This is a genomic window from Tabrizicola sp. BL-A-41-H6 (assembly GCF_050632395.1).
Lineage (GTDB): Bacteria > Pseudomonadota > Alphaproteobacteria > Rhodobacterales > Rhodobacteraceae > JAUYQR01.
Genome location: NZ_CP192600.1, coordinates 3,533,000 through 3,556,952, shown reverse-complemented (window position 1 = coordinate 3,556,952; position 23,953 = coordinate 3,533,000). Strand labels below are relative to the sequence as shown.

Below are 23,953 nucleotides of genomic sequence, written 5' to 3'. Positions count from 1 at the left end.
CGGATTTGTAATCACTTTGCGGCACTCAGGCAGCGTACTGACGTGGCCGAGGGTGAGACGTGTATTCCTTTCAGGTAGTCGAGACGTTTACCAATGCGCCGTTGAACCTGGTGTCGGGCATCGGCGACATGGAACTGGCGGTTCAGGGTGGAAACCTGATGCTCTATACCGCCACGCGGGCCGGGGGCGGGGTGCTGGCGATCGACGTCGATGCCGGGATGACGCTGGTCGACCAGCGCCAACTTGCCCCCGGAATGACCCTGCCAGCCGAGGCGACGCTGGACGTAGTGTCGGTATCCGGGGTGCAGCACCTGATCGTGTCGGGGGCTAATCAGGGGTCAGTCTCGGCCTATGCGCTGGCGGCGGCGGGCGGCTTTGGCGCGGCGGTGCAACTGCCCGGCGGGCCAGCCGGGGTAATTGCCGCGCAGACGCTGGTGCAGGCGGGCGGGGCCAGCTTTGTCTACACCGCGCGCGCGGGGGAAAGCACGATCAACGGCTTTGCGCTTGCGGCCGACGGGCGGATGACGGCGGCGGGGAAGATCACGCTGGATGGTGCGCTGAGCGGGGTCGACATCTCGGCGCTGACATCGGTGGTGGTGGAGGGGCAGGCCTACCTTGTGTCACTGTCGCTTGAGGCCGACACGCTGCGGGCGTTCAGCATTGGTCCCACCGGTGCGCTGAGTCAGGTTGCGATGCTGGGTGGGCCGCAGGGCCTGCCGATCAGCGACCCCTCGGACGTGAAGGTCGTGACGATGGCGGGCACCAGCTACCTTGTGGTGGCGTCGGCTGGATCATCATCGGTCAGCATCGTGGCGGTCGATCCCGGCGGGCAGTTGCGCCCGGTCGATCAGGTGAACGACACGCTCGACACCCGGTTTCAGGGCTCCCAGGCGCTTGCCACGGTCTGCATCGGGGACCGGGCGTTCATCATCGCGGGCGGTGGTGACGACGGGCTGAACCTGATGACGCTGACGCCGGAGGGGCGGCTGGTGCTGGTGGCGACGGCGTTGCAGGTGCCGGGGCTGGCGCTGGACAACATCACCGCGATGACGGCGCGCGAGGTTGGCGGGGCGATCGACCTTTTCGTGGCGGGCGAGGGCAGCGGAATCACCCGGCTGCGGCTGGACCCCGGCCCGCTGGCCCCGGTGCAGGCGGGCGGCGAGGGCGGTGACACATTGGTCGGCAGCAGTGCCGGCGACATGCTGTCGGGCGGGGATGGCAACGATCTGCTGCAGGGCGGCGCGGGCGAGGACATCCTGATCGACGGGGCCGGCAAAGACACGATGATGGGCGGTGCGGGGCGTGACCTGTTCGTGCTCGACGGCGACGGCGAGGCCGATGTGATCGGCGAGTTCCAGATCGGCCTCGACCGGATCGACCTGTCCGGTTGGGGCCAGGTGCATGATCTGAGCGCGATCAGCATCACCGCCACCGCCACCGGGGCGCTGATCACCTATCAGGGCGAAAGCCTGCAGATCCTGTCGGCCAACGGGCTGGCTATTCAGCCGGGGTCGTTTCGGATTCAGGATCTTTTCCAGCTGTGGCACGTTGCGCTCGAGCCGCCCGCATCGGACGCGCCGATCACCGGCAGCAGCCAGGCCGACCAGCTGCTCGGAACCGTGGACGGGGACGAGTTTCTGGCCACCGCAGGTGCCGACACGATGCAGGGCGGCGACGGGTTCGACTGGGTGACCTACCGCGATGCGTCCTCGGCGGTGCGTGTCGATCTGGTCTCGCCACGGGAAAACGCCGGGTTTGCTGCGGGGCATGTACTGGAGTCTATCGAGGCGCTGATCGGGTCGCGCTTCAACGATCAGCTTTCGGGCAGCGAGGTCGACAACATCCTGAACGGGGCGGACGGGAACGACCGGCTGATCGGCTGGGCCGGCGCGGATACCCTGATCGGCGGCAATGGCAACGACAACCTGAACGGCGGCCTTGGCGCGGACCGGCTTGAGGGCGGGGCAGGCCGCGACCGGGCCTCGTACCGCGATGCAGTGTCAGGGGTGGTGGTCGATCTGGTGAATGCAGCGGTGAACACCGGCGAGGCTGCGGGCGACGTGCTGGTCGGGATCGAAGAGGTCGAGGGTTCGCAACTGGCCGACACCCTGCGCGGAGACAGCCTTGGCAACGTGCTGTTTGGTCTGGCCGGTGACGACACGCTCGTCGGGCAGGCTGGTGACGACACGTTGTGGGGCGGCGACGGCGACGACCTGCTGTGGGGCGGCGCGGGCGCTGACCGGATGGACGGTGGCGCGGGGTATGACACGGCCAGCTATGCCGACAGCGCAGCGGGCATCCGGCTTGATCTGGCACAGCCTGCAAAAGGCCTTGGCGACGCTGCGGGTGACAGCTTTCTGTTCATCGAGGAGTTCCGGCTTTCCGCCCGGAACGACACCATGTTTGGCGATGCCGGGGAGAACATTATCAAGGGCATGGCAGGCAATGATTCGCTGGTTGGCTGGGCGGGGATGGACACACTGGTCGGTGGTGCGGGCAACGACACCTTGCGCGGCACCAGCGGGGACGATGTCCTGATCGGCGGCTCGGGCGCGGACCGCATCGAAGGCGGATCCGGCCGCGATACCGCGTCTTACGCCGACGCGGCAACCGGGGTGGCTGTCTATCTGGTGATGCGCCGCGCCAACACGGGCGATGCTGCCGGCGACATGCTTATCGGCGTCGAGAACCTGACCGGATCGGCGCACAATGACACTTTGACCGGCGATATCGGCGCGAACCTGGTGCAGGGCGAGGGCGGCGATGATGCGCTGGACGGCAGGCGCGGAAACGACACGCTGGTCGGAGGGGCGGGCAACGACGTGTTGACCGGCGGCACCGGGGCGGACAGTTTTGTGTTCCATTCCGGACATGACCGGATCACCGATTTCGGGGACAACGTCGACACGCTGCTGCTGGACAGGGCACTTTGGGACAGCGGGCCGCCGTCGCTGACGGAACTTCTGGCCTCGGCCACGGTTACGGACACCGGACTTGTCCTTGCGCTGGGCAGCAGCGCGTCTCTGGACATCCGCGGCATTTTTGACGCATCACTGCTTGTCGACGACATCGCCTTTTTCTAGACGCGCCAGCGTCGAGGGGCGCTGTGCGGTGGCGAGTGTCGAGGAAAAGGGCAAGCGATGGCAGATCGGGTCTTGGTGACGGGCGGGGCAGGCTATATCGGAGCTCATGCCTGCAAGGTGTTGCGCCGCGCGGGCTTCGAGCCGGTGGCTTTTGACAACCTGTCGACCGGCTGGGCCGATGCGGTGCGGTATGGCCCGCTGGTCAAGGCCGATCTGGCCGACCGCGAGGCACTGGACCGCGCCTTTGCCGAACATCGCCCCGTAGCCGTCATGCATTTCGCAGCGCTGTCTCTGGTGGGCGAGGCGATGACCGATCCGGGCAAATACTGGCGCGCGAACGTGCTTGGCGCGCTCAATCTGGTCGAGGCGACGGTGGCGGCGGGGTGCGGTGCATTCGTGTTTTCCTCGACCTGCGCCACCTATGGCGATCAGGATGGCGTGCTGCTGGACGAAAACAGCCCGCAGCATCCGCTGAACGCCTATGGCGCGTCAAAGCGGGCGATCGAGGATATTCTGGCGAACTTTGGTGCCAGCCACGGGCTGCGCAACGTGATCTTCCGGTATTTCAATGTGGCGGGAGCGGACCCTGACGGCGAGGTAGGCGAACAGCACCGCCCCGAGACGCATCTGGTGCCGCTGGTTCTGGAAACCATCGACGGCAAGCGTGACAAGCTGACCGTGCATGGCACCGATTACCCCACGCCGGACGGCACCTGCGTACGCGACTATGTGCATGTGATGGATCTGGCCGAGGCGCATGTGCTGGGCCTGCGCTGGCTCTTGGACGGCAAGGCGAGCCGTGTGTTCAACCTTGGGTCTGGCCGCGGGTTTTCGGTACGCGAAGTGCTGGACCATGCCCGCATCGTGACGAACCGAGAGGTGCCGGTGGTGATAGGTCCGCGCCGTGGCGGCGATGCTGCAAGTCTGGTGTCAGGCAGCGCGCGGGCGATGGACGAACTCGGCTGGGAGCCGACGCGCTCGACGATGCCGCAGATGATCACCGATGCGTGGCGTTGGAGCCGGGGCGAGGGTTATTCAAGCTGACATGTCAGGACTGGCGCTTTTCGCGGTGACCCGGCAAGATTGCCGCAAATCGGGAGAACGACCATGGGACGACTGAGCGGCAAGACGGTTCTGGTGACGGCGGCGGGGCAGGGCATTGGCCGCGCCTCGGCCATCGCGATGGCGCGCGAAGGGGCGAAAGTGATCGCCACCGACGTGAACGAGGCGGCGCTTGCCACGCTGACGGACGAGGGCATCACCACCCGCGTGCTGAACGTGCGCGACCCGGCGGCGATCAAGGCGACGTTCGAGGCCATCGGCACGCCGGACGTGTTGTTCAACTGCGCGGGCTTTGTGGCGGCGGGCACCATTCTGGACTGCGACGAGGATGCGTGGGCCTTCAGCGTCGATCTGAACATGACGGCGATGTACCGGATGTGCCGTGCGGTGCTGCCCGGCATGATCGCCCGGGGCGGCGGGTCGATCATCAACATGGCCTCGGTGGTGGGGTCGATCATCGCGGCGCCGAACCGCTTTGTCTACGGCGCGACCAAGGCTGGGGTGATCGGTCTGACCAAGGCGATTGCCGCCGATTTCGTGACGCAAGGCATCCGCTGCAATGCGATCTGCCCCGGTACGGTGGACAGCCCCTCGCTGAACCAGCGCTTGCGCGACACCGGTGATTACGAGGCGGCGCGCAAGGCCTTTGTCGCCCGCCAGCCGATCGGGCGGATGGCGGATGCCGAGGAGATCGCGATGCTGATCGTGTATCTGGCCAGCGATGAGGCGCGTTATACCACGGGCACCACGCAGGTCATCGACGGCGGCTGGACCAACACCTGATCAAAGGTGGGTGAACGCCCGCTTTGCGGGCTGGGCGGCGATGATCGAGGCATCGGCGCCAAGATCGGCGAGGATCGGGCAATCAGGGTGATGGTCGCCGGCGCAGGCGTCGGCAAGCGTTTGCAGCGTGGCGACCATCGCCTCCATCTCAAGGATGCGGGCCTTCAGCCCTTCGACCTGTTCCAGCGCGAGATGCTTGACGTCTGAACTGGCGCGGCTGCGGTCGCGCCAGAGGGCCAGAAGCTCGGCAATCTTTTCCATGCCGAAGCCAAGATCGCGCGCGCGGCGAACGAAGCGCAGAAGCTGCACGTCGCGGGGCGAATAGGTGCGGTATCCTGAGGCGCTGCGACCGGCCGGGGGAATGAGCCCGGTATCTTCGTAATAGCGGATCATCTTGGCCGTAACGCCGGATGCGGCTGCGGCTTCACCGATGTTCATGCTGTTCTCCTTGGTTCGAAAGTCCGCAGGCGCAGAGCGTTGCCGAGGACGAAGACGCTGGAGAGCGCCATCGCACCGGCGGCAAAGACCGGCGACAGAAGGATGCCGAAGCCGGGGTAAAGCACCCCCGCAGCGACGGGAATCAGGGCGGCGTTGTAGGCGAAGGCCCAGAACAGGTTCTGGCGGATGTTGCGCATCGTGGCGCGCGACAGGGCGATCGCGGTCGGCACGCCGGTCAGTTGGCCGGACACCAAGACCACATCCGCCGCTTCGATCGCGACATCGGTGCCGGTGCCGACCGCAACGCCGACATCGGCTTGGGCAAGGGCGGGGGCATCGTTGATGCCGTCGCCGACATAGGCAAGCTGGCCTGCGCCCTTCAGGCGGCGGACGGCGTCGACCTTGCCTTCGGGGAGCACCTCAGCCACCACCTCGTCGATGCCAAGCTTGGCCGCCACCGCCTTTGCCGTGCGGGCATTGTCCCCGGTGATCATCGCGACCTTGACGCCAAGCGTATGCAGCGCGCGGATCGCGTCGGGGGTGGTGGGCTTGATCGGGTCGGCGACGCCCAGAAGCCCGGCGAGCCTGCCGTCGATGGCGGCATAAAGCGGCGTGCCACCGGCATCGGCCAGCAGTGCGGCCGCCTCGGCAAAGGGGGTGACATCGAGGCCAAGCTTGCGCATCAGCCGGTCGGCGCCAACCTCGACGCGCTGGCCTGCGACGCGGGCGGTTACGCCGTAGCCCGGGGTTGCCACCAGATCTTCGGGCTGGGCAAGCGCCAGCCCCTCGGCCTCGGCCGCCGCCACGATGGCGCGGGCGATAGGGTGTTCGGAGCGGGTTTCAATTGCTGCGGCAAGGCTGAGAACGGTCGCCCGGTCAAAGCCCGGCGCGGGGATCAGATCAGTCAGCGCGGGCTTGCCTTCGGTCAGGGTTCCTGTCTTGTCGACCGCGACGACCGCCACGCCTTGCAGCAGTTGCAGCGCCTCGCCTTTGCGGAACAGGATGCCAAGGCTGGCCCCGCGACCGGTGCCGACGAGGATCGAGGTGGGTGTGGCGAGGCCCATTGCGCAGGGGCAGGCGATGATCAGGACGGCGACAGCGTTGACGAGCGCGAGGCCGAGCGCCGGGTCCGGCCCCCAGATCATCCAGACCGCGAAGGTCAGGGCGGCCAGTGCCATCACCACCGGCACGAACCACAGCGTTACCTTGTCGACCAGCGCCTGGATCGGCAGCTTGCCGCCCTGCGCCGCCTCGACCATGCGGATGATGCGGGCGAGCATGGTGTCGCCGCCGACGGCGGTGGCCACCAGCGTCAACGCACCGGTCTGGTTGACGGTGCCGCCGATGACCTTGGCGCCAGCCTCCTTGGCGACCGGCACGGGCTCGCCGGTCAACATGGATTCGTCAATCCAGGTGGTACCTTCGACCACCTCGCCGTCGACCGGGACGCGTTCGCCGGGGCGCAGGTCAAGCCGGTCGCCGGCGCGCACCGCTTCGACCGGCAGATCGGCCAGCACGCCGTCGCGCCAGACATGGGCCACGCGGGGTTGCAGGCCGATCAGACGGCGGATCGCCTGCGAGGTCTGGCCCTTGGCGCGCGCTTCCAGATAGCGCCCGAGGAGGATCAAGGTGACAATCACTGCCGCCGCTTCAAAATAGACCGCCACGGTGCCGGGGGGCAGCGCGGTGGGAAGGAAGGTTGCGACCACGGAATAGGCGTAGGCTGCACCGGTGCCGACGGCGACGAGGCTGTTCATGTCGGGTGCGGCGCGCAGCAGGGCCGGGATGCCTTTGGTGTAGAAGCGCCGTCCGGGACCGGCCAGCGCCAGCGTTGTCAGCACAAACTGGATCACCCAGCTTGCCTGCATCCCGATGGTGGAGCCGATGAAATGGTGGATCGCCGGCAGCAGATGGCCCCCCATTTCCATCACGAAAACCGGCAGCGACAGGAGTGCCGACAGGATCAGGTCGCGGCGCAGGGTCGCTTCCTCGGCGGCGCGGCGGTCTTCGGTCTCATCCCGGCTGCGGTCGGGGGCGGCGGTGTAGCCCAACGCCGCGATGGCGCGGATCAGGTCGGCGGCCGGGGCCGAACCAGTGACGCTGGCGGTTTCGGTGGCTAGGTTGACCGTGGCGGCGGTGACGCCCGGCACTGCTGTCAGCGCCCTTTCAACGCGGGCAACACAGGAGGCGCAGGTCATCCCCTCGACCGCCAGAACCTGTGTACTTTGCGGAACAGAGTAGCCAACCCCCTCAACCGCGCTGACCAGACGCGCGCGGTCGACAGAGCCGTCGGTCACCACTTCCGCGCGTTCGGTGGCAAGGTTGACGGAGGCTTCGGTCACCCCCGGGACAGCTTTGAGCGCGCGTTCCACACGCCCTACGCAGGAGGCGCAGGTCATGCCCTCGACGGGCAGGGTGAGAACAGGGTTCGGAAGTCTGGGATCGGCGTTCATGGCGAGGCCTTTTGCGTTGCTTCCCACCTCATATGGGGCTTCCCATCATGGGAAGGTCAAGGGGTCAGTTTCAGTTTTTGGTTTTGCATTTCGCAGCGCTCTGGCAGGAGGCGGCCGTGCCGTGCCATACCGAGGGCAACAATGCCAGCGGCACAAAGGAACCAGAGCATGTCAGACAAACCCGTCATCGGCTTCATTGGCGTGGGCTTCATGGGCCACGGCATGGCCAAGAACCTGCGCCTTGCCGGATACGAGCTTTGGGTGCGCGGGCGCGCCAACCGCACGCCGGTGGAAAGCTTGCTTGCGATGGGAGCGCATGAGCCGGCAAGCCCACGCCAGATGGCCGAAAAATGCGACATCATCCATCTGTGCCTGTCTAACTCGCCCCAGATCGAGGCCACGCTGCGCGGCCCCGACGGGATTCTGGCGGGCGCGCGGCCCGGTCTGGTGGTGATCGACACCTCGACCGCCAATCCCGGTTCGACCGAGGCGCTGGCTGCGGAACTGGCGGCGGTGGACGGGCATTTCGTCGATGCGCCGCTGGGTGGCACGCCGGTGCAGGCCGAGGCCGGGCAGTTGAGCGCAATGGTCGGTTGCGAGGCCGAGGTGTTCGCGCGCATCCGCCCGGTTATGGACTGCTGGGCGGCGCGGGTCAGTCACATCGGCCCGGTCGGCAGCGGGCACAAGATGAAGCTGGTGATGAACTTCATCAGCCTGTCCTACGGCGCGCTATACTCCGAGGCTGTTGTGCTGGGCGCAAAGGTCGGCATTTCGCCGCAGACCATCCACGAGGTGATCGGGCCAAGCCGGATGGGCTGCGGGTTCTTCGAGACGTTCATGGGCTACGTGGTGGAACGCAACCGCGACGCGCACAAGTTTTCCATCGCCAACGCGGCCAAGGACATGCGCTATCTGAACGACATGGCGTCGGATGCGGATATGGTGAACCTGATGGCGGGGGCGGCCAAGCACTACTACACGCACGCCATCGCCACCGGGCGCGGCGACGACTATGTGCCGATGCTGAGCGATATCGTCGGCGCGCTGAACGGCGTCGATATGGACGCCGAAGTGAAGAAGGGGCGCAAGTAGCGCCCCTTACGCGCTGATGAAATCGCGCACGAAGGCTGTGGCCGGGCGGGCGCGGATGTCCTGCGGCTTGCCGATCTGTTCGATCCGGCCCATCGACATGACCACCACCAGATCGGCCAGTTCCATCGCCTCGTCCTGATCGTGGGTCACGAAGACGGTGGTGAGGCCGGTGGTGTCATGGATGTCGCGCAGGCCCTGACGCAGTTCCTTGCGCACCTTGGCATCCAGCGCTCCGAAGGGTTCGTCAAGCAGCAGCATCCGCGGTTCGATCGCAAGGGCGCGCGCAAGGGCGACGCGCTGGCGCTGGCCGCCGGACAATTGCGAGGGGAAGCGTGCGCCGATGTCGGGCAGTTGGATCAGCTCCAGCAGTTTGGTGACGCGGCGGGCGATTTCGGCCTTTTGGGGCCGCGTGGCGCGGGGGCGGGCGTTCAGGCCGTAGGCGATGTTGTCAAACACCGTCATGTGGCGGAAAAGCGCGTAGCTTTGGAACACGAACCCCGCGCGGCGTTCCTGCACCGTAAGGCCGGTGGCGTCCTGCGCATCGAAGAGCACCCGGCCCGAGGTCGGGAATTCGAGGCCCCCGAGGATGCGCAGAAGCGTGGTCTTGCCGGAGCCTGACGGGCCAAGAAGCGCCACCAGCGCGCCCGAAGGCAACGACAGCGATACCGGATGCAGCGCCGCCGTGGTGCCGAATTGCTTTGAGATCTCGTCGATTTCGATGTGCATCGGTGTTCCCCTAGTGGCGGTGCGTTGCGGCAAGTTGATCGGCATGGCGGATTTCGAGCGCGGTTTTCAGCAGCAGGGTAAGAAGGGCCAGAAGCGCCAGCACGGCGGCGAGGCTGAACGCCGCGACCGACAGGTATTCCTGATAGAGCATCTCGATCGTGGTGGGCATGGTGGCGGTTTCACCGCGGATCTTGCCGGAGACGACTGCGACCGCGCCAAATTCACCCATAGCGCGGGCGTTGCAGAGAAGGACGCCGTAAAGGAGCGCCCAGCGGATATTGGGCAGCGTGACGGTCCAGAAGGTGCGCCAGCCCGAGGCGCCAAGGGTCAGCGCCGCCTCTTCCTCGGCCCGTCCCTGTTCGATCATCACCGGGATCAGTTCGCGCGCGACGAAGGGGAAGGTCACGAACATCGTGGCGAGGATGATCCCCGGCATGGCGAAGACGATGGGGTAGTCGTTGGCGACCAGCCAGCCGCCGACAAGGCTGTTGGTGCCGAACATCAGCACGATGCAGAGGCCGGCGACAACGGGCGAGACGGAAAAGGGCAGGTCGATCAGTGTGATAAGAAAGGCCTTGCCGGTGAAATCGAACTTGGTGATGAACCATGCCGCAGCGATGCCGAAGGCCGCGTTCAGCGGCACCGAAATGGCCGCGATGGTCAGCGTCAGGCGGATCGCATCCCGCGCATCGGGGCTGGCGAGGCTTTTCAGCGAGGCGGTGACGCCATCTGCCAGTGCCTCGACGAACACCGCGATGAGGGGCGCGAACACGAGGATGCCAAGGCCGGCGAACGCAAGGCCGATCAGCACCCAGCGGGAGACGGGTGTCTCTTCGGTAGCGGAGCGGAAGCGGATGTTGGGGGTGTCAGACATAGCCAATCCTCCGGCGGCTCCAGACCTGGATAAGGTTGATGACCAGCAGCATGGCGAAACTGATCAGCAGCATCGCGATACCGATGGCGGCGGCAGCATCGTAGTCGAACTCTTCCAGCTGGATGATGATGAGGAGGGGGGCGATTTCGGTCACCAGCGGGATGTTGCCCGCGATGAAGATCACCGACCCGTATTCGCCCACCGCCCGCGCCAGCGCTAGCGCAAAGCCGGTCAGTGCAGCCGGCGCAAGCATCGGCAGGATGACGTGGCGCAGGGTGTGCAGGCGGGTGGCACCGAGGGTGGCGGAGGCTTCCTCGACCTCGCGCTCGATTTCCTCGATCACCGGTTGGACGGTGCGGGTGACGAAAGGCAAGCCCACGAACACGAGCGCGAAGAAGATGCCCCATTGTGTGTAGGCGATCTTCCAGCCGATTTCGGCGGCCAGTTGCCCGAAGGCCCCGTTCGGCGCGTAGAGGGCTGTCAGCGAAATGCCGGCTACGGCGGTCGGCAGCGCGAAGGGCAGGTCGACGGCGGCGTCAAGGATGCGCCGGCCGGGAAAGCGGTAGCGCACCAGCACCCAGGCAAGGAGCACGCCGAACACAAGGTTGAAGAGGGCCGCGAACAGCGACAGGCGGAACGACAGAAACAGCGCGGACCAGACCCGTTCGCGGTTCACGGTTTCCCAGATGCCCGCAAGACCGTAGTTGGCGCCCTTCAGAAGAAGGGCGCCGATCGGCAACAGGACAACGATGGAGAGCATGGTCAGGGTGATCCCCATGCTGAGGCCAAGGCCGGGCATGGGGGATCGGTGGATCATTGGCGCCCTCATTCCGGCCGCAATCATTTCGGGACGTAGATCTGGTCGAAGATCCCGCCGTCGCCGAAGTGTTCCGGCTGCACCTTGGCCCAACCGCCGAAGCTGGCGATGTCGACAAGGTCAAGCTTGGGGAAGCGGGCGACGTCATCCGGGTTGGCCTTCGACGTGTCCCAGCCGCGGTAGAAGTTCTTGAACACGATGGCCTGGCCTTCGGGCGAGTAGAGGAAGTTCAGGTAGGCTTCGGCCAGCTTGCGCTGTTCGTCGGTCTTGATGTTGCCTTCCACCAGCGCGACCGGGGGTTCGGCCAGCACGCTGACCGAGGGCACCACGATGTCGAACTGATCATCGCCCAATTCCTTCAGCGCAAGGTAGGCCTCGTTTTCCCACGCCAGCAACACGTCACCAATGCCGCGCTGGGCGAAGGTGGTGGTGGCACCGCGCGCGCCGCTGTCCAGAACGGGGACGTTCTTGTAAAGCTTGCCCACGAATTCTTTGGGATCCTGCCCGTTCTTTTCGGCCCAGGCCCAGGCTGCCAGATAGTTCCAGCGCGCACCGCCCGAGGTCTTGGGGTTCGGGGTGATGACCTCGACGCCATCGGCCACCAGATCGCCCCAGTCCTTGATGGCCTTCGGGTTGCCCTCTCGCACGAGGAACACGATGGTGGAGGTATAGGGCGAGGAGTTGTGCGGCAGCTTTGTCTGCCAGTCAGCGGGCAGTTTGCCGGCCCCGGCGATCTTGTCGATGTCGCTGGCCAGTGCAAGCGTCACCACCTGCGCCTCCAGCCCGTCGATCACGGCACGGGCCTGGCTGCCGGAACCGCCGTGGCTGACTTCGATGGCCGGCGCTTCGTTGCCCTGGGCCACCCACCATGCGGAAAACGCTTCGTTGATTTCACGGTAAAGCTCGCGGGTCGGGTCGTAGCTGACGTTCAGGAGGGATTCGGCCTGAGCCACTTTGGGCGCGCCGCCAAGGGCAAGAAGGGCCAGCGCCGTCGCAGACAGGGTGCCGCGCAGGAAGCGGCCGGTTGGCAGGGCGGTCAGCAGCCGCAGCGTCCTTGACAGGGTGAAGCGGCCTGCAGCCTTGGCCGGGGTCGAAGTGGTGCGGATCATGGTAGTTTCCTTTGACTGGCGCGCGGTGCGCGGCGGGATCGGGCGGTAGGGCACAAAGCCCAGTATGGTTTGCGGGATGTGCGGTGTGTCAGTCATGCCGGGCGGCCAGTCTTGGTGTTGCTGGTGGTCAAGGGCTCCACCCGCGCCTCCCAGACGCTTGCTTCGCGGCCTTGCATAAGGTCGGCGACCGCTGCCTCGGGCGTTGTGGAGACGATCACTAGCGGACTGCCGTTCACGCGGTGGGTCTGGCCGGTGCGCCGGTCCATCAGCCGGACGAGCCAAGACTCCGGGGTTTTGAGAACGGGTGGCCTTGCGGCAACTTTGGGTGCGTCATGTGCAGATGCAGCTGCGGTCATCAGGGGCGCTCTCTCTCGTTTGGACGGACGGGTGTCCTTCACGAGGGCAATAACGACAGAGTTGGTCGAGTATTGCAAAGGCATATTCACGCTAAATTCTGTCGTGATTTTAGAATGGTTTTCTACGCCGCGCCCTGCGCCAGCGCTGTTCTTGTCTTGATGAAGATTAGTCAGAACAGAGGCTTGGCGCTATTTGGCTGCGCCCAAGACCTGATCGGCCACCGAGCCCGACCGCAACATGTCGTCCAGCGTCAGCGAGTCGATGATGACGAGGTAGGACCAGAACACCTCGGCAAATACCTTGCGGATCCGGCAGGTCGCCTCGTCGGAACAATCCTCGCAGCGCTGGTAGGCCCGGCGTGACAGGCAGGGCAGGGGGGCGATCGGGCCGTCGATGGTGCGCAGCAATTCCGAGATCGACACCTCGGACGGTTTCTTGACCAGACTGTAGCCGCCCGAACGTCCCCGGGTCGACGCGATCACCCCGGCGTTGCGCACCTCCAGAAGGATATGTTCCAGAAACCGCTTCGGCGTGCCCGAGCGTTTGGCGATTTCTTCAATCGTCAACGCCTCCGGCTTTGGCTGCGCGGCCTCGTCCGCGAGCGTCAGCAGGGCCTTCAGGGCATACTTCATCTTCTGCGTGATCATCCCCAAGCGATACGCCCCGCATGGCGCGGAATCAACGGCGCCGCGCGCGGCTTGCGGAACATTTCGGTGGTTGTTTCTGGAATTGCCCAATCGCGCGGGCCGGTCCGCGCTTATACACGATAAAGATGATAGATTTTTATTGCGGGCCGTGCATGCTGGCGGCAGTTCCGACTCGGAAGGGAAAATACCATGAGCGAGCTTGATCTGATCGACCGCAAGATCGTTGTGGAACTGATGCGCGATGCGACCATGCCGATCGCCCAGATCGCCGACAAGGCGGGCCTGTCGCAAACCCCGTGCTGGAAGCGCATCCAGAAACTTGAGGCGACCGGCGTGCTGCGCGCTCGTGTGGCACTGGCCGATCCGACGAAGCTTGGCTTCGGCCTGACCGTGTTTGTCGGCATCGAGGCGCCCGACCATTCGGCGGAGTGGCGTGAGACTTTCACTGAAGCCACCGAATCTATCCCCGAGATCATGGAAGTCTACCGCATGGCCGGAGAGATGGATTACCTGCTGCGCGTCGCAGTGTCTGACATGTCGGCCTTCGACCGGCTTTACAAACGGTTGACGGACGCTGTGCCGATCAAGAACGTCACGAGCCATTTCGCGATGGAAACGATGAAATACACCACCGCCTACCCGGTCGACACCCTGTCGCGCTGAAGCATCGCGTCGGCCTGATGGCGCAGCACGTCGGCCAGAAGCGGGTTCGGGAAGCGGCGCTGCAACGTCACTGCGATAAAGGTTTCGCTGATCCCGTCCAGACGCGCCGCCTCGACCAGAAGTCCCGATTGCAACTCGTCGCGGACCACGATCGGCGGGATGATGGCAAGGCCGGCGTCGGCCCGCGCCAGAAGGCGGATCATCGCCATGTCGTCAACCTCGGCGGCAAGGATCGGCGTCACGCCCAGCCGGGCGGCAAGCGCATCGAATGCGGCCCGCAAGGCGGTTTCGCGGGTGGGCAGAATGAGCGGCTGCGATCCGAGCAGGTCTTTCAGGCCGCGCGGCGACGGCCCGACGCGCGCAGGCGTGCCGATCAGGCCGATGGGCTGGTCGTCAATCCGGTGGACCAGCCAGTGGCTTGCGGCATCGCGGGCCGGCGCGAGGTTGGTCAGCACAACGTCCAGCGACAACCCCTCAAGCCCGCGCAGAAGTTCATCTTGCGACCCTGACCGCAACACCACTTCGACATCGGCGCGCCCGATCAGCGGGCGCAGGAACTGCATCTGGAAATTGCGCGACAGGGTGGCCAGTGCCCCGACCCGGAGCGCCCGCCGCGCCCGGCCGGTTTCGCGCAAGGTGGCGGTCAGGTCATCGGCAGTGCGAAAGATCGCCTCGGCATGATCCAGTGCGATGCGCCCCGCCTCGGTCAGCACCAGCCCGCGCCCGCGCCGTTCAAAGAGATCCTGCCCCAGTGCGGCTTCCAGTGTGCGCAATTGCGTCGACAGCGCCGATTGCGACAAGTTCAGGCCGCGCGCCGCGCCGGTCAGCGTGCCGTCGCTGGCAACCGCACGAAAGAGGCGAAGGTGATGCAGGTTGAGGGCGGCCATTCATTCACCAGATAGAACGATATGGACCAATATATGTAATTTTCTGGAAGTTAGGCAAGCGGTAGATCTCGCGGCACCTGATCCAAACCCCGGTGCAACCATGCCAACCTTTCCGCTGATCGCTTTCGCCCCGCTTGTGCTTTTGGCCGCTGCCGCCCTGTTCCTGTGGCGTCCCGGCCGTCGCCCCGGGCAGGTGCTTGCCCTGTCCGAAGCTGCAAGCCTTGGCGCCCTGCTGCTGGGCCTTGGCGGTCTGGCGCAGCTTTTGCTGGCCGGACCGCAGGTGCTGGCGCTGGGCAGGGGCGCCGTGTCGCGCCTTGACGCCACAAGCGTGACGCTGGCCTTGCTGGTGGCGTTCGTCGGCTGGGTCGTGGTGCGGTATGCGCGCCGCTACCTTGACGGCGAGGCGCGCGAGGGCCGGTTTCACGGGCTGACGCTGGCGGCCATCGCATCGGTGCTGCTGCTGGTGCAGGCGGCAAGCCTGCCGGTGCTGATCGTGGCCTTCGTGGCGACGGGGGTGATCCTGCGCCAGCTGCTGCTGTTCTATCCGGATCGGGCCGAAGCGCAGCGGGCGGCGGCCAAGTTCGTGCGGGTCTGGGGGGCAGGGGACGTGGCGCTCGTGCTGGCCGCGGTCCTTCTGTGGCAGAGCTTCGGCACTGTCGACATCGCCGAACTTTCGGCCGACGCTGCGGAGGGTCTGCCCGGCCTCGCACCACTGGCGGTGGCCCTTCTGGTCGTGGCGGCGGCACTGAAGACCGCCGCCTTTCCGGTGCATGGCTGGCTGACCGAAGTGATGGAGGCACCGACCCCAGTGTCGGCGCTGCTGCACGCGGGCATCATCAATTCGGGCGGGGTGCTGCTAATCACCCTGTCGGCGCTGGTGCAACAAAGTGCCGGCGCGATGGCGGCACTGGTGGTGATCGGTGGATTGACCGCGCTCTTCGGGGCGCTGGTGATGCTGACGCAAAGCGCGGTGAAGACGGCGCTGGCATGGTCAACCGTGGCGCAGATGGGGTTCATGCTGCTGCAATGCGGCCTTGGCCTTTGGGCGCTGGCGCTGCTGCACATCGTTGCCCACTCGCTTTACAAGGCGCACGCCTTCCTTTCGTCGGGCGGCGCCGTCGGGGCGGTGAACGCGATCCGCAAGCCCGGCCCGGTGGCGGTGCCCGGCCTTGGCGCGGTGGCGCGGTCCTTTGCGCTGGCGCTGCTGCTGTATGTCGCGGTGGCGACGGGCTTTACCTGGCTGGTCGGGGAAAAGTCGCCGCAGGCCGTGGCGCTGGGCGCGATGCTGATCTTCGGCGTGTCCTACCTGATCGCGCAGGGGCTGGCCGACGCTGCCCCCGGCGCGCTGACGCGGCGGACGGTCGCGGCCTCGCTTGGGGCGGCACTGGCCTACTTTGGTTTCCACGTCATCGCCCTTGCGGTGTGGGGGCCGTCGTTGCCCGCGCCGCCGGTGCCCGGCCCGCTGGAATGGGCGCTGATCGTGGTTGCGGTCCTGTCCTTCGGCCTTGTGGCCTTTGCCCAGGCGCTGTTTCCGCTTTGGGCGCATCACCCCGCAACCGCTGGCCTGCGCGTGCATGTGGCGAACGGCCTTTACCTCAACGCGCTGCTTGACCGCATCACCGGCGGCTTTCGCGCCACCAACAAATCCTGAAACCGGGAGAGACCGATGTTTTTGAAACCCACGCAGATCGCCCCCGCCGTCGTCTCGCACCTGCTGCAGGCCGCCGAGGCCGCCGCTCGCGCCATTCCGCCGGCCTTCCCGTTGGATGCAACCGTGGCGGTGAACCCGTTTCTCGGCCAGACCGGCGAAGACCTTGCGCACGCTTCGGCGCGGCTGGCGCGGGTGGCAGGTGTCGGGCTGACCCGGCCGCGCAGCGAGCTTGCCGCGATGGTCGCCCGGGGCGAGATCGGCGATGATGATCTGGCGGCAGCGCTGATCGCCTCGCCTTCGCCGGTAAAGCCGCGCGATCTGGCCTGGCTGAAGGCCCGGCTTGGTGCGGAAGGCCCTGCGCCGGAAGCCCTGCCCACGGTGGCGGCGCTGGCGGCCCATGCGACCGGCACCGACTGGCCCGCGATCATCGCTCGCAGTTTCGGGCTGTGGGCAGCGGGCTATTTCGACCGGGGGCAGGCGCTGTGGACGCCGCGTCCGGGCCACGGCGCCTTTGCCGCCTGGCGGGAGTGGGCGACGCATGACCTGACCCCGGAAATCGCGGGCTTGACCGGGTTTTCGGCGCATGTAGCCGAAGCGCCCGACACTGCCGACCGCGCCATCCTGCGCGCGGCTGACCGGCTTGGCCTGACGGCCGACGCGGCAGAGACGGCGTTCCACCGGCTGCTCGTCGATCTGGGTGGCTGGCCGCAACATGCCCGGTGGCTGCTGTGGCAGGCCGAGTTGGCGGGCGGCAGCGACGCCACCTTGACCGACATGCTGGCGATCCGGCTGGTCTGGGAAGAGGCGCTTCTGGCGCATTGCCCGGCGGTAACGTCGGACTGGAAGGCAACCGTTGCGGCCCACGCCGCCCCGCTGGTGCCAAGCGCCGACCAGACCATCGACGCCATCCTGCAAGAGGCCGCCGAACGCGCGCATCAGCGCTCACTTTCCGGTCTGTTGTCTGGCCCGGCGGAACGGGCCGGGCGCCCCGCTCTGCAGGCGGCGTTCTGCATCGACGTGCGGTCCGAGGTTCTGCGCCGCGCTCTTGAAGCGCAAGACGGCGGGATCGAGACGCTGGGCTTTGCCGGATTTTTCGGCCTGCCCGTGGCGCACCGTCCCGAAGGCACCGACGAAGTGCAGGCACATCTGCCCGCGCTTTTGAACCCGGCGATGATCTCGACAAGCCACGGCGATGACGCGGCCGAGGCGTCGGCGCGCATAGCCGCCCGCGCAGCCCGCGCCTGGGGTCGGTTCCGGCAGGCGGCGGTGTCGTCCTTCGCCTTTGTCGAGGCGGCCGGACCGGCCTATGGCGCCAAATTGATCCGTGACGCGCTGGGTCTTGGCCCGGCGGGCCTTGCGCCGGGCCCGCTGCCGCGATTCGAAGTTGCGTTGACCGCTGTCCAGAAGGCGCAGACGGCGGTGGCGGTTCTGCGGGCAATGAGCCTGACCGAAGGCCACGCGCGGCTGGTGCTGCTGGTCGGCCACGGCGCGCAGGTGACGAACAACCCGCACGAAAGCGCCTATCATTGCGGAGCTTGTTGCGGCCAGACCGGCGAGGTTTCAGCGCGGCTGCTGGCGGCGCTGCTGAACGACCCCGAAACCCGCGCCGGGCTACCCGCGCTGGGGCTGGCGCTGGCCGAGGACACGCTGTTCGTGGCCGGGCTCCATGATACGGTGACCGACCATGTGACGCTGTACCGTGACGCGCCCGCGCCCGGCCATGCTGACGATCTGGCCCGGGCCGAGGCGTGGCTGACCGCCGCAGCCCATGCCAGCCGGGCCGAGCGCGCGGTGCGCCTGCCGGGGTCGACCGGTGGCAGCCTTGTCAAGCGGGCGGCTGACTGGGCCGAGGTGCGGCCGGAGTGGGGGCTGGCGGGCTGCGCCGCCTTCATCGCCGCCCCGCGCGGCGCGACGGCGGGGCGCGATCTGCAGGGCCGCGCGTTCCTGCACAGCTACGACTGGACCGCTGATGACGGCTTTGCCACGCTGGAGTTGATCATTACCGCCCCGGTCGTGGTCGCTAGCTGGATCAGCCTGCAATACTACGGCTCGACCGTGGCACCGCGCGCCTTTGGCGGTGGCAACAAGCTGATCCACAACGTCGTCGGCGGGATCGGCGTGCTGGAAGGCAACGGCGGCCTGCTGCGGCCCGGCCTGCCGTGGCAGACGGTGCATGATGGCGAACGGCCCGCGCATCCGGCGCTGCGCCTGTCGGTGATGCTGGAAGCCCCGACCGAGGCGATCACCGACATCCTGCGCAAGCACGCCGGGGTGCGGCAGTTGTTCGACAACGGCTGGCTGCATCTTTTCGCGCTGGAAAACGGTGTTGTCGCCGCCCGCTACCGCACCGGCCTTGAATGGGAAGGCGTCAGCGCCGCCGTGGGACTGGCGGCCTGAGATCAGCCTGCGCGCTGGCGTCTTTGCCCGGCGCGCAGGGCCGCTCAGACGACCAGCGCGCGCAGCCGTGCGCCATCGAAATTGCCACCGCAAAGAAGGACCACACTGGTCTTGCCCGCACCCGCACCGCCCAGCTTGAGGCAGGCCGCCAAGGCCAGCGCAGCGGCGCCTTCGACGAGCATATGTTCCTCATGCGCAAGAAGGCGGAGGGCCGCAAGGATCTCGGCCTCGCTGCAGGTCACCACCTCGTCGATCACGGCGGTTGCCAGCGGCAGTGTCAGGGTGTCTGTGTCGATCCCCCCCGCGACCGCATCGGCCAGCGTGTCGTCATGGCTGCAATCGACCACCCGCCCCGCCGCCATCGACAGCGCCAGTGCCTGCGAGGCCTCGGCGGCGGCGCCGATGATGCGGGTGGCGGGGCTGAACGCCTTCAGCACGGCGCCGATGCCGCTGACCAGCCCGCCGCCGCCCATCGCGATGAACACGGTGTCGATCTGCGCTGCCTGATCGAGGAGTTCCAGCCCGATCGTGCCTTGCCCCGCGATCACGTCGGCGTCGTTGTACGGCGACACATAGCGCGCGCCCGTGGTCCGGGCGAGGTGCTGGGCGTGCTGTTCCGCCAGCCCGGTTTCCGCGCCGTGCAGCACCACCTCAACTCCGTAGGAGCGGATCTTCGCCAGCTTTTCCGGCACCACGCTTTCGGGCAGCACGACGGTCAGCTTGCGGCCAAGCGACTGCGCCGCGAGCGCCGCGCCGATGCCGTGGTTGCCGGACGAGGCGGTGATCATCGGCTGGTCCGACGCGGCGGCGGTCATCACCGAAGCCGCGCCCCGGATCTTGAACGAACCGGTCAGCTGGAAATTCTCGGCCTTGAACAACAGCGTGCCGCCGTGGCCGTTGCGGGCCGGGATCAGCGGCGTTTCATAGATGTGTGTCCGGATGCGGCGGCGGGCCTGCACTGACCGCGCGGCCGAAGCGGTGACGATGGCGTTCATGGTGCTGTTCCTTCGTTGGTTGCGCGTCGCAGCACCAGACGCGCCATAGCGATATCCTGCGTCGCAACCCCGGTCAGATCGGCGATGGTGATATCGTCCGGTGATCTGCGGCCCGGCACAGCACCGCCCAGCACCGCGCCAAGTTCGGCGCAGTCGGCGGGGCTGATCAGCCCCGCCGCCCGCGCCGATGCAAACTCGCCGTGGTCCAGACTTTGGCTCAGCATGTCGGCAACCCGCAGGTCGGCCCGCGCCACGAGGGCAGTCTCCAGCTCCTGCTTGCCGGGGCTGTCGGCGCCAATGGCGGTGATGTGGCACCCCGGCTGCACCCAGGCAGATTGGACCAACGGGGTGCTTGCGGGCGTGGCGGTCACGATCACCTCTGCCATGCGGCAGGCGGCTTCCAGATCGGGTGCCAGCTTTGCCGTGACGCCAACTGCGGCCAGACGTTCCACCAGAGCTGCTGCGCGGGGATGGTTGCGGCCCCAGACGGTAAGATCCGCCTCTGGTGCCAGCATGTGCAGCGCCTGCGCCACCCAATAGGCCTGCGTGCCGCTGCCGACGATCAGGAACTGGCGCGCGCCGGGGCGGCACAGCGCCATGCTCGCCACCGCGCCGCCAAGCCCGGTGCGCAGGTCGGTCAGATAGCCTTCGTCGGCCAAGAGCGCCCGCACCTGCCCGGTGCGGGCCGAGAACACCAGCACGAGCCCGGTGCTTGTCGGCAGGCCGTGGGCCGGATTGTCGTAGAAGCCGGATGCGATCTTGACGGAGAAAACGTCGTCGCCGGCGATGTGGCCATATTTTATGTGGCAATCGCCGTTCGCCTCGGGAAACCCGAGATAGCCGACTGGCGGCACGTTAGCGCGGCCGTCGCTGATGGCGGTATAGGCATCGCGCACGGCTTCGGCGCCAGCGGGGTCGACGCCGACGAGACGTTCGATCTGGGGGCGGGAAAGCTGGATCATATGGTCCTCAGGACTGGGCCAGGGCAAGCAGCGCCGATTGCGCCAGTAGCGCAGCACCGGGGCCGATCGCGGCATCGTTGAAATCGTATTTCGGCTGGTGCAGGCCGGTTTCGGGGCCTTGGTCGCCATTGCCGAGGAACGCATAGGCGCCGGGAATCTGGGTCAGGAAATCGCCGAAATCATCGCCGCCCATCGACGGTGCCATCGGCCCGCCCAGCGTCAGGCCGGCGGCCTTGGCGGCCTGCCGCATGGTGTCGCGTTCGTGCGGCGTGTTGACCACCGGGCTGCACAGCGCCGCGTCGAAGGCGAGCGACCAGTCGCAGCCCGCCATTGCCGCCGCAGCCTGTGCCACCGCCTCGACCCGGGCGCGCAGGTGCAGCAGCGTCTCGCCCCGGAAGGCGCGTAAGGTGCCGGTCAGCTCTGCTTCCTGCGGGATGATGTTTTGGGCAAACCCGCCGCGAAAGCTGCCCACGGTGACGACCGCGCTTTCCAATGGGTCGACCGATCGCGCCACGGCCTGCTGGATGCCGGTCATGAAATATCCGCCCGACAGCAGGGGATCGCCGGTCAGATGCGGTGTCGAGGCATGGCCGCCCGCCGCCGTGAAGCGCAAGGTGAATTCCGATGTGCCTGCCATCACCGGGCCGTCATGCACGACGACCGTGCCTGCGGGCACCCCGGGCCAGTTGTGCAGCCCGAAGATCTGCCGCATCGCAAAGCGTTGCAGCATCCCGTCGTCCAGCATCATCCGCGCGCCGCCATAGCGCTCCTCCGCTGGCTGGAACACCAGATGCACATCGCCCGCGAAATCACCTTGTTGCAGGATCATTGCCGCGCCCAGAAGGATCGTCATGTGCCCGTCATGGCCGCAGGCATGCATGACGTCGGGATGGCGCGAGGCGTAGGGCAGGTCGGTCCGCTCGGAGATCGCCAGCGCGTCCATGTCGGCGCGCAGGCCCACGGCTGGCCCGCCCTGCCGCCCCCGCACCGTGGCGACCAGCCCGTGCCCGCCGATCCCCGCCTCGAACGGAAGGCCAAGCTCTGCGAGCCGCGCCGCGATGTAATCGGCCGTCATCGCCTCGGCGCGGGACAGTTCGGGATATTGGTGCAGGTGGCGTCGCACCGACACCAACCAGTCAAGCGCGCTTTCAGGCAGCATGGCGTCCCCTTGTTGCGTGGAATGTCTTGTCCAAATTAAACACCATCGTATAACTGCCGCAAGCCCGCAGCCACGCCGAACCGATGCAATCCGCACCACCGCTCGCCCCGTTCCATGCCGTCTGTGATGCGATTGCGCTGTTGCTGCAACCGCACGCCGAGGTCGTGCTGCATGATCTGGCGACCGAAACCGTCGCTCATATCGCCAACCCATTTTCCCGCCGCGAGGTCGGCGAACCTTCGCTTTTGCACGAAATCGACTTTCGGCCGGATGTCGGGCTGATCGGCCCTTATGACAAGCTAAACTTCGACGGCCGTCGCGTGAAATCGGTCAGCGCCGTGCTGCGCGGTTGGGATGGCGTGGCGATCGGGGTCTTGTGTATCAACCTTGATGTGACGCAGTTGCAAGCCGCCATCGACCTTCTTGGCGCCCTGACGCGGGTGCCGCAGACGGAGCAGCCTGCCGTGCTGTTCAAGGAAGACTGGCACGAGCGGATCAACCAGTATGTTCACGCCTGGACCAACCGTCAGGGCATTGCGATCGGTGACCTCAGCCGTGACCAGAAACGCCAACTGGTGCTGGAACTGGCCGGCGACGGCGCCTTTGGCGGCAAGCACGCGGCGGCCTATATCTCGCGCGTGCTGCAGATGAGCCGGGCAAGCGTCTACAACTATCTGCGCGCGGCCAAGACCGCCAGACCAAGGGAAGACTAGCGATGCAATTGCAGACCGAACTGGCCGAGGGCACGATCACTTCCTTCGCCGCAGGCGCCGTTGTTGCCCCGGCGCGCGTCTTGCTTGTGACCGAAATGGATGGCCGGATGGTCATCGTCACCGACCGCACGCCGTTTCACCCGCAAAGCCTGACCTGGCCCGATCAACCCGGCGACCGGGGCACCGTGACCTTGGCCGACAATCGGCAGACGGTGGTGGAGGACAGCCGCGAAGCCCTGTTGAACCGCGTGACGGGGATGATCTTCACCGGCGAGGACGCCACTGCCGTCAAGCGCAACGATCCCGAAATCAACGCCGTCGTGCTGCATCTGGTGCAAGGTTCGATAGAGGTCTCGCCCGGTGCCACGGTGACGCTGCACGTCGATGCAGACTACCGCCGCGCCCTGTCGCTGCAACATACCGGCGTGCATCTGGCGGCGCTTGTGCTGAACCAGGCCGCTGCTGCGTTCTGGACCAAGAAGGCCGACGACGCCGACAGCCTTGGTGCGCCGAACCTTGACAAGGCGGCGGTCGCTGGTTCGCGCATCACCCCGGAAGGCTCTGTCGACAGCTACCGGATCGGCAAGTCGCTGCGCAAGAAAGGCTTCGACCGCGATGCGTTTTTGGCCGACCTGCCGGGTCGCACCGCCGCGATCATCGCGACCCTGCGGCAGATGATTGACACCCCCGCGCCCGTGCTGGTGGCACCCGGCGAAGGCTATCTGCACGACCGCCGCCTGTGGGCCACCCGCCTGAACGGCACCGAGGTCTCGATGCCCTGCGGAGGCACCCATGTTGAAAACCTGTCGCAGATCGGCGGCATCATGGTCGAACTTGCAGCCTCCGACGAGGGTTTTGTCATGGCGACAACGACACTGCCGGCATCCTGACAGGCCGTCGCGAGGGTGCGGGCTTCAGCCCCCCGGTTCGATGAAATGCGATCCGGCCCGGGCCGACGGAGTCGACCTTTGGGACTAGTGCCTGCTGATCCGAATGCCGAAACTGGGCACCCTTTCAGGGCAACCCCTGAGGGCGCAACCGGAGCCGAAGGGTCTGGACTCGTCGTGGGATTGATCCCAATGTCC

General features: G+C 66.7%; 21 protein-coding genes. 9 read left to right on the top strand and 12 right to left on the bottom strand.

Annotation, left to right across the window (positions count from 1 at the left end; all coding sequences use genetic code 11):
- Nucleotides 1-59 precede the first annotated feature (59 nt).
- The 3 genes from ACROUL_RS17495 (at nucleotide 60) to ACROUL_RS17485 (ending at nucleotide 4,928) form a co-directional block, all read left to right on the top strand.
- Nucleotides 60-3,083 (top strand): calcium-binding protein, encoded by a 3,024-nt coding sequence (locus tag ACROUL_RS17495; RefSeq protein WP_431300716.1) that lies wholly within the window; start codon nucleotides 60-62, stop codon nucleotides 3,081-3,083.
- A 57-nt stretch (nucleotides 3,084-3,140) separates the two neighbouring features.
- On the top strand, nucleotides 3,141-4,127 hold the full coding sequence (gene galE, locus ACROUL_RS17490; protein ID WP_431300715.1) for a UDP-glucose 4-epimerase GalE: 987 nt from the start codon (nucleotides 3,141-3,143) through the stop codon (nucleotides 4,125-4,127).
- Nucleotides 4,128-4,190: 63 nt separating this feature from the next.
- Nucleotides 4,191-4,928, top strand: a complete 738-nt coding sequence (locus tag ACROUL_RS17485) for an SDR family oxidoreductase (RefSeq protein WP_305566617.1) — start codon at nucleotides 4,191-4,193, stop codon at nucleotides 4,926-4,928.
- Here the strand turns inward: ACROUL_RS17485 and cueR are convergent, their stop codons facing one another.
- A complete protein-coding gene (cueR, locus tag ACROUL_RS17480) occupies nucleotides 4,929-5,366 on the bottom strand; it encodes a Cu(I)-responsive transcriptional regulator (protein ID WP_431300714.1) in 438 nt (145 codons plus the stop codon).
- Entirely contained in the window at nucleotides 5,363-7,819 is a 2,457-nt protein-coding gene (locus ACROUL_RS17475) for a heavy metal translocating P-type ATPase (protein WP_431300713.1), read from the bottom strand. Before ACROUL_RS17475 ends, cueR begins: the two co-directional genes overlap by 4 nt.
- Nucleotides 7,820-7,987: 168 nt before the next feature.
- Between ACROUL_RS17475 and ACROUL_RS17470 the strand changes: the two genes are divergently transcribed.
- Complete coding sequence (locus tag ACROUL_RS17470) at nucleotides 7,988-8,911, top strand: NAD(P)-dependent oxidoreductase (RefSeq protein WP_431300712.1); 924 nt, start codon at nucleotides 7,988-7,990, stop codon at nucleotides 8,909-8,911.
- A gap of 6 nt (nucleotides 8,912-8,917) precedes the next feature.
- Here ACROUL_RS17470 and ACROUL_RS17465 read toward each other — a convergent pair whose 3' ends face one another.
- The 6 genes from ACROUL_RS17465 to ACROUL_RS17440 all read right to left on the bottom strand — a co-directional run bounded on the left by ACROUL_RS17465 (nucleotide 8,918) and on the right by ACROUL_RS17440 (nucleotide 13,441).
- Nucleotides 8,918-9,637 carry a sulfate/molybdate ABC transporter ATP-binding protein gene (locus tag ACROUL_RS17465; RefSeq protein ID WP_431300711.1) on the bottom strand — a complete coding sequence of 240 codons (720 nt, stop codon included), beginning with the start codon at nucleotides 9,635-9,637 and terminating at the stop codon, nucleotides 8,918-8,920.
- Between the two features lie 10 nt (nucleotides 9,638-9,647).
- Nucleotides 9,648-10,511, bottom strand: coding sequence for a sulfate ABC transporter permease subunit CysW (gene cysW, locus ACROUL_RS17460; protein WP_431300710.1), 864 nt, complete (start codon nucleotides 10,509-10,511; stop codon nucleotides 9,648-9,650).
- Complete coding sequence (cysT, locus tag ACROUL_RS17455; RefSeq protein ID WP_431300709.1) at nucleotides 10,504-11,328, bottom strand: sulfate ABC transporter permease subunit CysT; 825 nt, start codon at nucleotides 11,326-11,328, stop codon at nucleotides 10,504-10,506. The genes cysW and cysT overlap by 8 nt, the downstream gene beginning before the upstream one ends.
- A gap of 23 nt (nucleotides 11,329-11,351) precedes the next feature.
- The gene (locus ACROUL_RS17450; RefSeq protein WP_431300708.1) at nucleotides 11,352-12,533 is read right to left on the bottom strand and encodes a sulfate ABC transporter substrate-binding protein; all 1,182 of its coding nucleotides are present in this window, start codon (nucleotides 12,531-12,533) and stop codon (nucleotides 11,352-11,354) included.
- Complete coding sequence (locus ACROUL_RS17445; protein WP_431300707.1) at nucleotides 12,530-12,793, bottom strand: hypothetical protein; 264 nt, start codon at nucleotides 12,791-12,793, stop codon at nucleotides 12,530-12,532. Before ACROUL_RS17445 ends, ACROUL_RS17450 begins: the two co-directional genes overlap by 4 nt.
- Nucleotides 12,794-12,982: 189 nt before the next feature.
- Nucleotides 12,983-13,441, bottom strand: a complete 459-nt coding sequence (locus tag ACROUL_RS17440; protein WP_431300706.1) for an RrF2 family transcriptional regulator — start codon at nucleotides 13,439-13,441, stop codon at nucleotides 12,983-12,985.
- Between the two features lie 189 nt (nucleotides 13,442-13,630).
- Here ACROUL_RS17440 and ACROUL_RS17435 point away from each other — a divergent pair, with 189 nt between their 5' ends.
- Nucleotides 13,631-14,104, top strand: a complete 474-nt coding sequence (locus ACROUL_RS17435) for an Lrp/AsnC family transcriptional regulator (RefSeq protein WP_431300705.1) — start codon at nucleotides 13,631-13,633, stop codon at nucleotides 14,102-14,104.
- Here the strand turns inward: ACROUL_RS17435 and ACROUL_RS17430 are convergent.
- Nucleotides 14,077-14,991, bottom strand: coding sequence for a LysR family transcriptional regulator (locus ACROUL_RS17430; protein ID WP_431300704.1), 915 nt, complete (start codon nucleotides 14,989-14,991; stop codon nucleotides 14,077-14,079). The two genes, ACROUL_RS17435 and ACROUL_RS17430, sit on opposite strands and share 28 nt — an antisense overlap.
- 100 nt (nucleotides 14,992-15,091) lie before the next feature.
- Here ACROUL_RS17430 and ACROUL_RS17425 point away from each other — a divergent pair, with 100 nt between their 5' ends.
- Nucleotides 15,092-16,642 (top strand): proton-conducting transporter membrane subunit, encoded by a 1,551-nt coding sequence (locus ACROUL_RS17425; RefSeq protein ID WP_431300703.1) that lies wholly within the window; start codon nucleotides 15,092-15,094, stop codon nucleotides 16,640-16,642.
- 15 nt (nucleotides 16,643-16,657) lie between these two features.
- Nucleotides 16,658-19,039 (top strand): YbcC family protein, encoded by a 2,382-nt coding sequence (locus ACROUL_RS17420; protein WP_431300702.1) that lies wholly within the window; start codon nucleotides 16,658-16,660, stop codon nucleotides 19,037-19,039.
- 44 nt (nucleotides 19,040-19,083) lie between these two features.
- On the opposite strand, the gene ACROUL_RS17415 is transcribed toward ACROUL_RS17420, so the two are convergent.
- Genes ACROUL_RS17415 through ACROUL_RS17405 form a run of 3 tightly spaced genes read right to left on the bottom strand, consistent with a single transcriptional unit; the run spans nucleotide 19,084 to nucleotide 22,155 of the window.
- A complete protein-coding gene (locus tag ACROUL_RS17415) occupies nucleotides 19,084-20,034 on the bottom strand; it encodes a pyridoxal-phosphate dependent enzyme (RefSeq protein ID WP_431300701.1) in 951 nt (316 codons plus the stop codon).
- On the bottom strand, nucleotides 20,031-20,996 hold the full coding sequence (locus tag ACROUL_RS17410) for an ornithine cyclodeaminase family protein (RefSeq protein WP_431300700.1): 966 nt from the start codon (nucleotides 20,994-20,996) through the stop codon (nucleotides 20,031-20,033). Before ACROUL_RS17410 ends, ACROUL_RS17415 begins: the two co-directional genes overlap by 4 nt.
- A gap of 7 nt (nucleotides 20,997-21,003) precedes the next feature.
- Complete coding sequence (locus ACROUL_RS17405) at nucleotides 21,004-22,155, bottom strand: M20 metallopeptidase family protein (protein ID WP_431300699.1); 1,152 nt, start codon at nucleotides 22,153-22,155, stop codon at nucleotides 21,004-21,006.
- Nucleotides 22,156-22,238: 83 nt separating this feature from the next.
- On the opposite strand from ACROUL_RS17405, the gene ACROUL_RS17400 reads away from it, so the two are divergent.
- The gene (locus ACROUL_RS17400; protein WP_431300698.1) at nucleotides 22,239-22,868 is read left to right on the top strand and encodes a helix-turn-helix transcriptional regulator; all 630 of its coding nucleotides are present in this window, start codon (nucleotides 22,239-22,241) and stop codon (nucleotides 22,866-22,868) included.
- Between the two features lie 2 nt (nucleotides 22,869-22,870).
- Complete coding sequence (locus ACROUL_RS17395; RefSeq protein ID WP_431300697.1) at nucleotides 22,871-23,758, top strand: hypothetical protein; 888 nt, start codon at nucleotides 22,871-22,873, stop codon at nucleotides 23,756-23,758.
- Nucleotides 23,759-23,953: the final 195 nt, after the last annotated feature.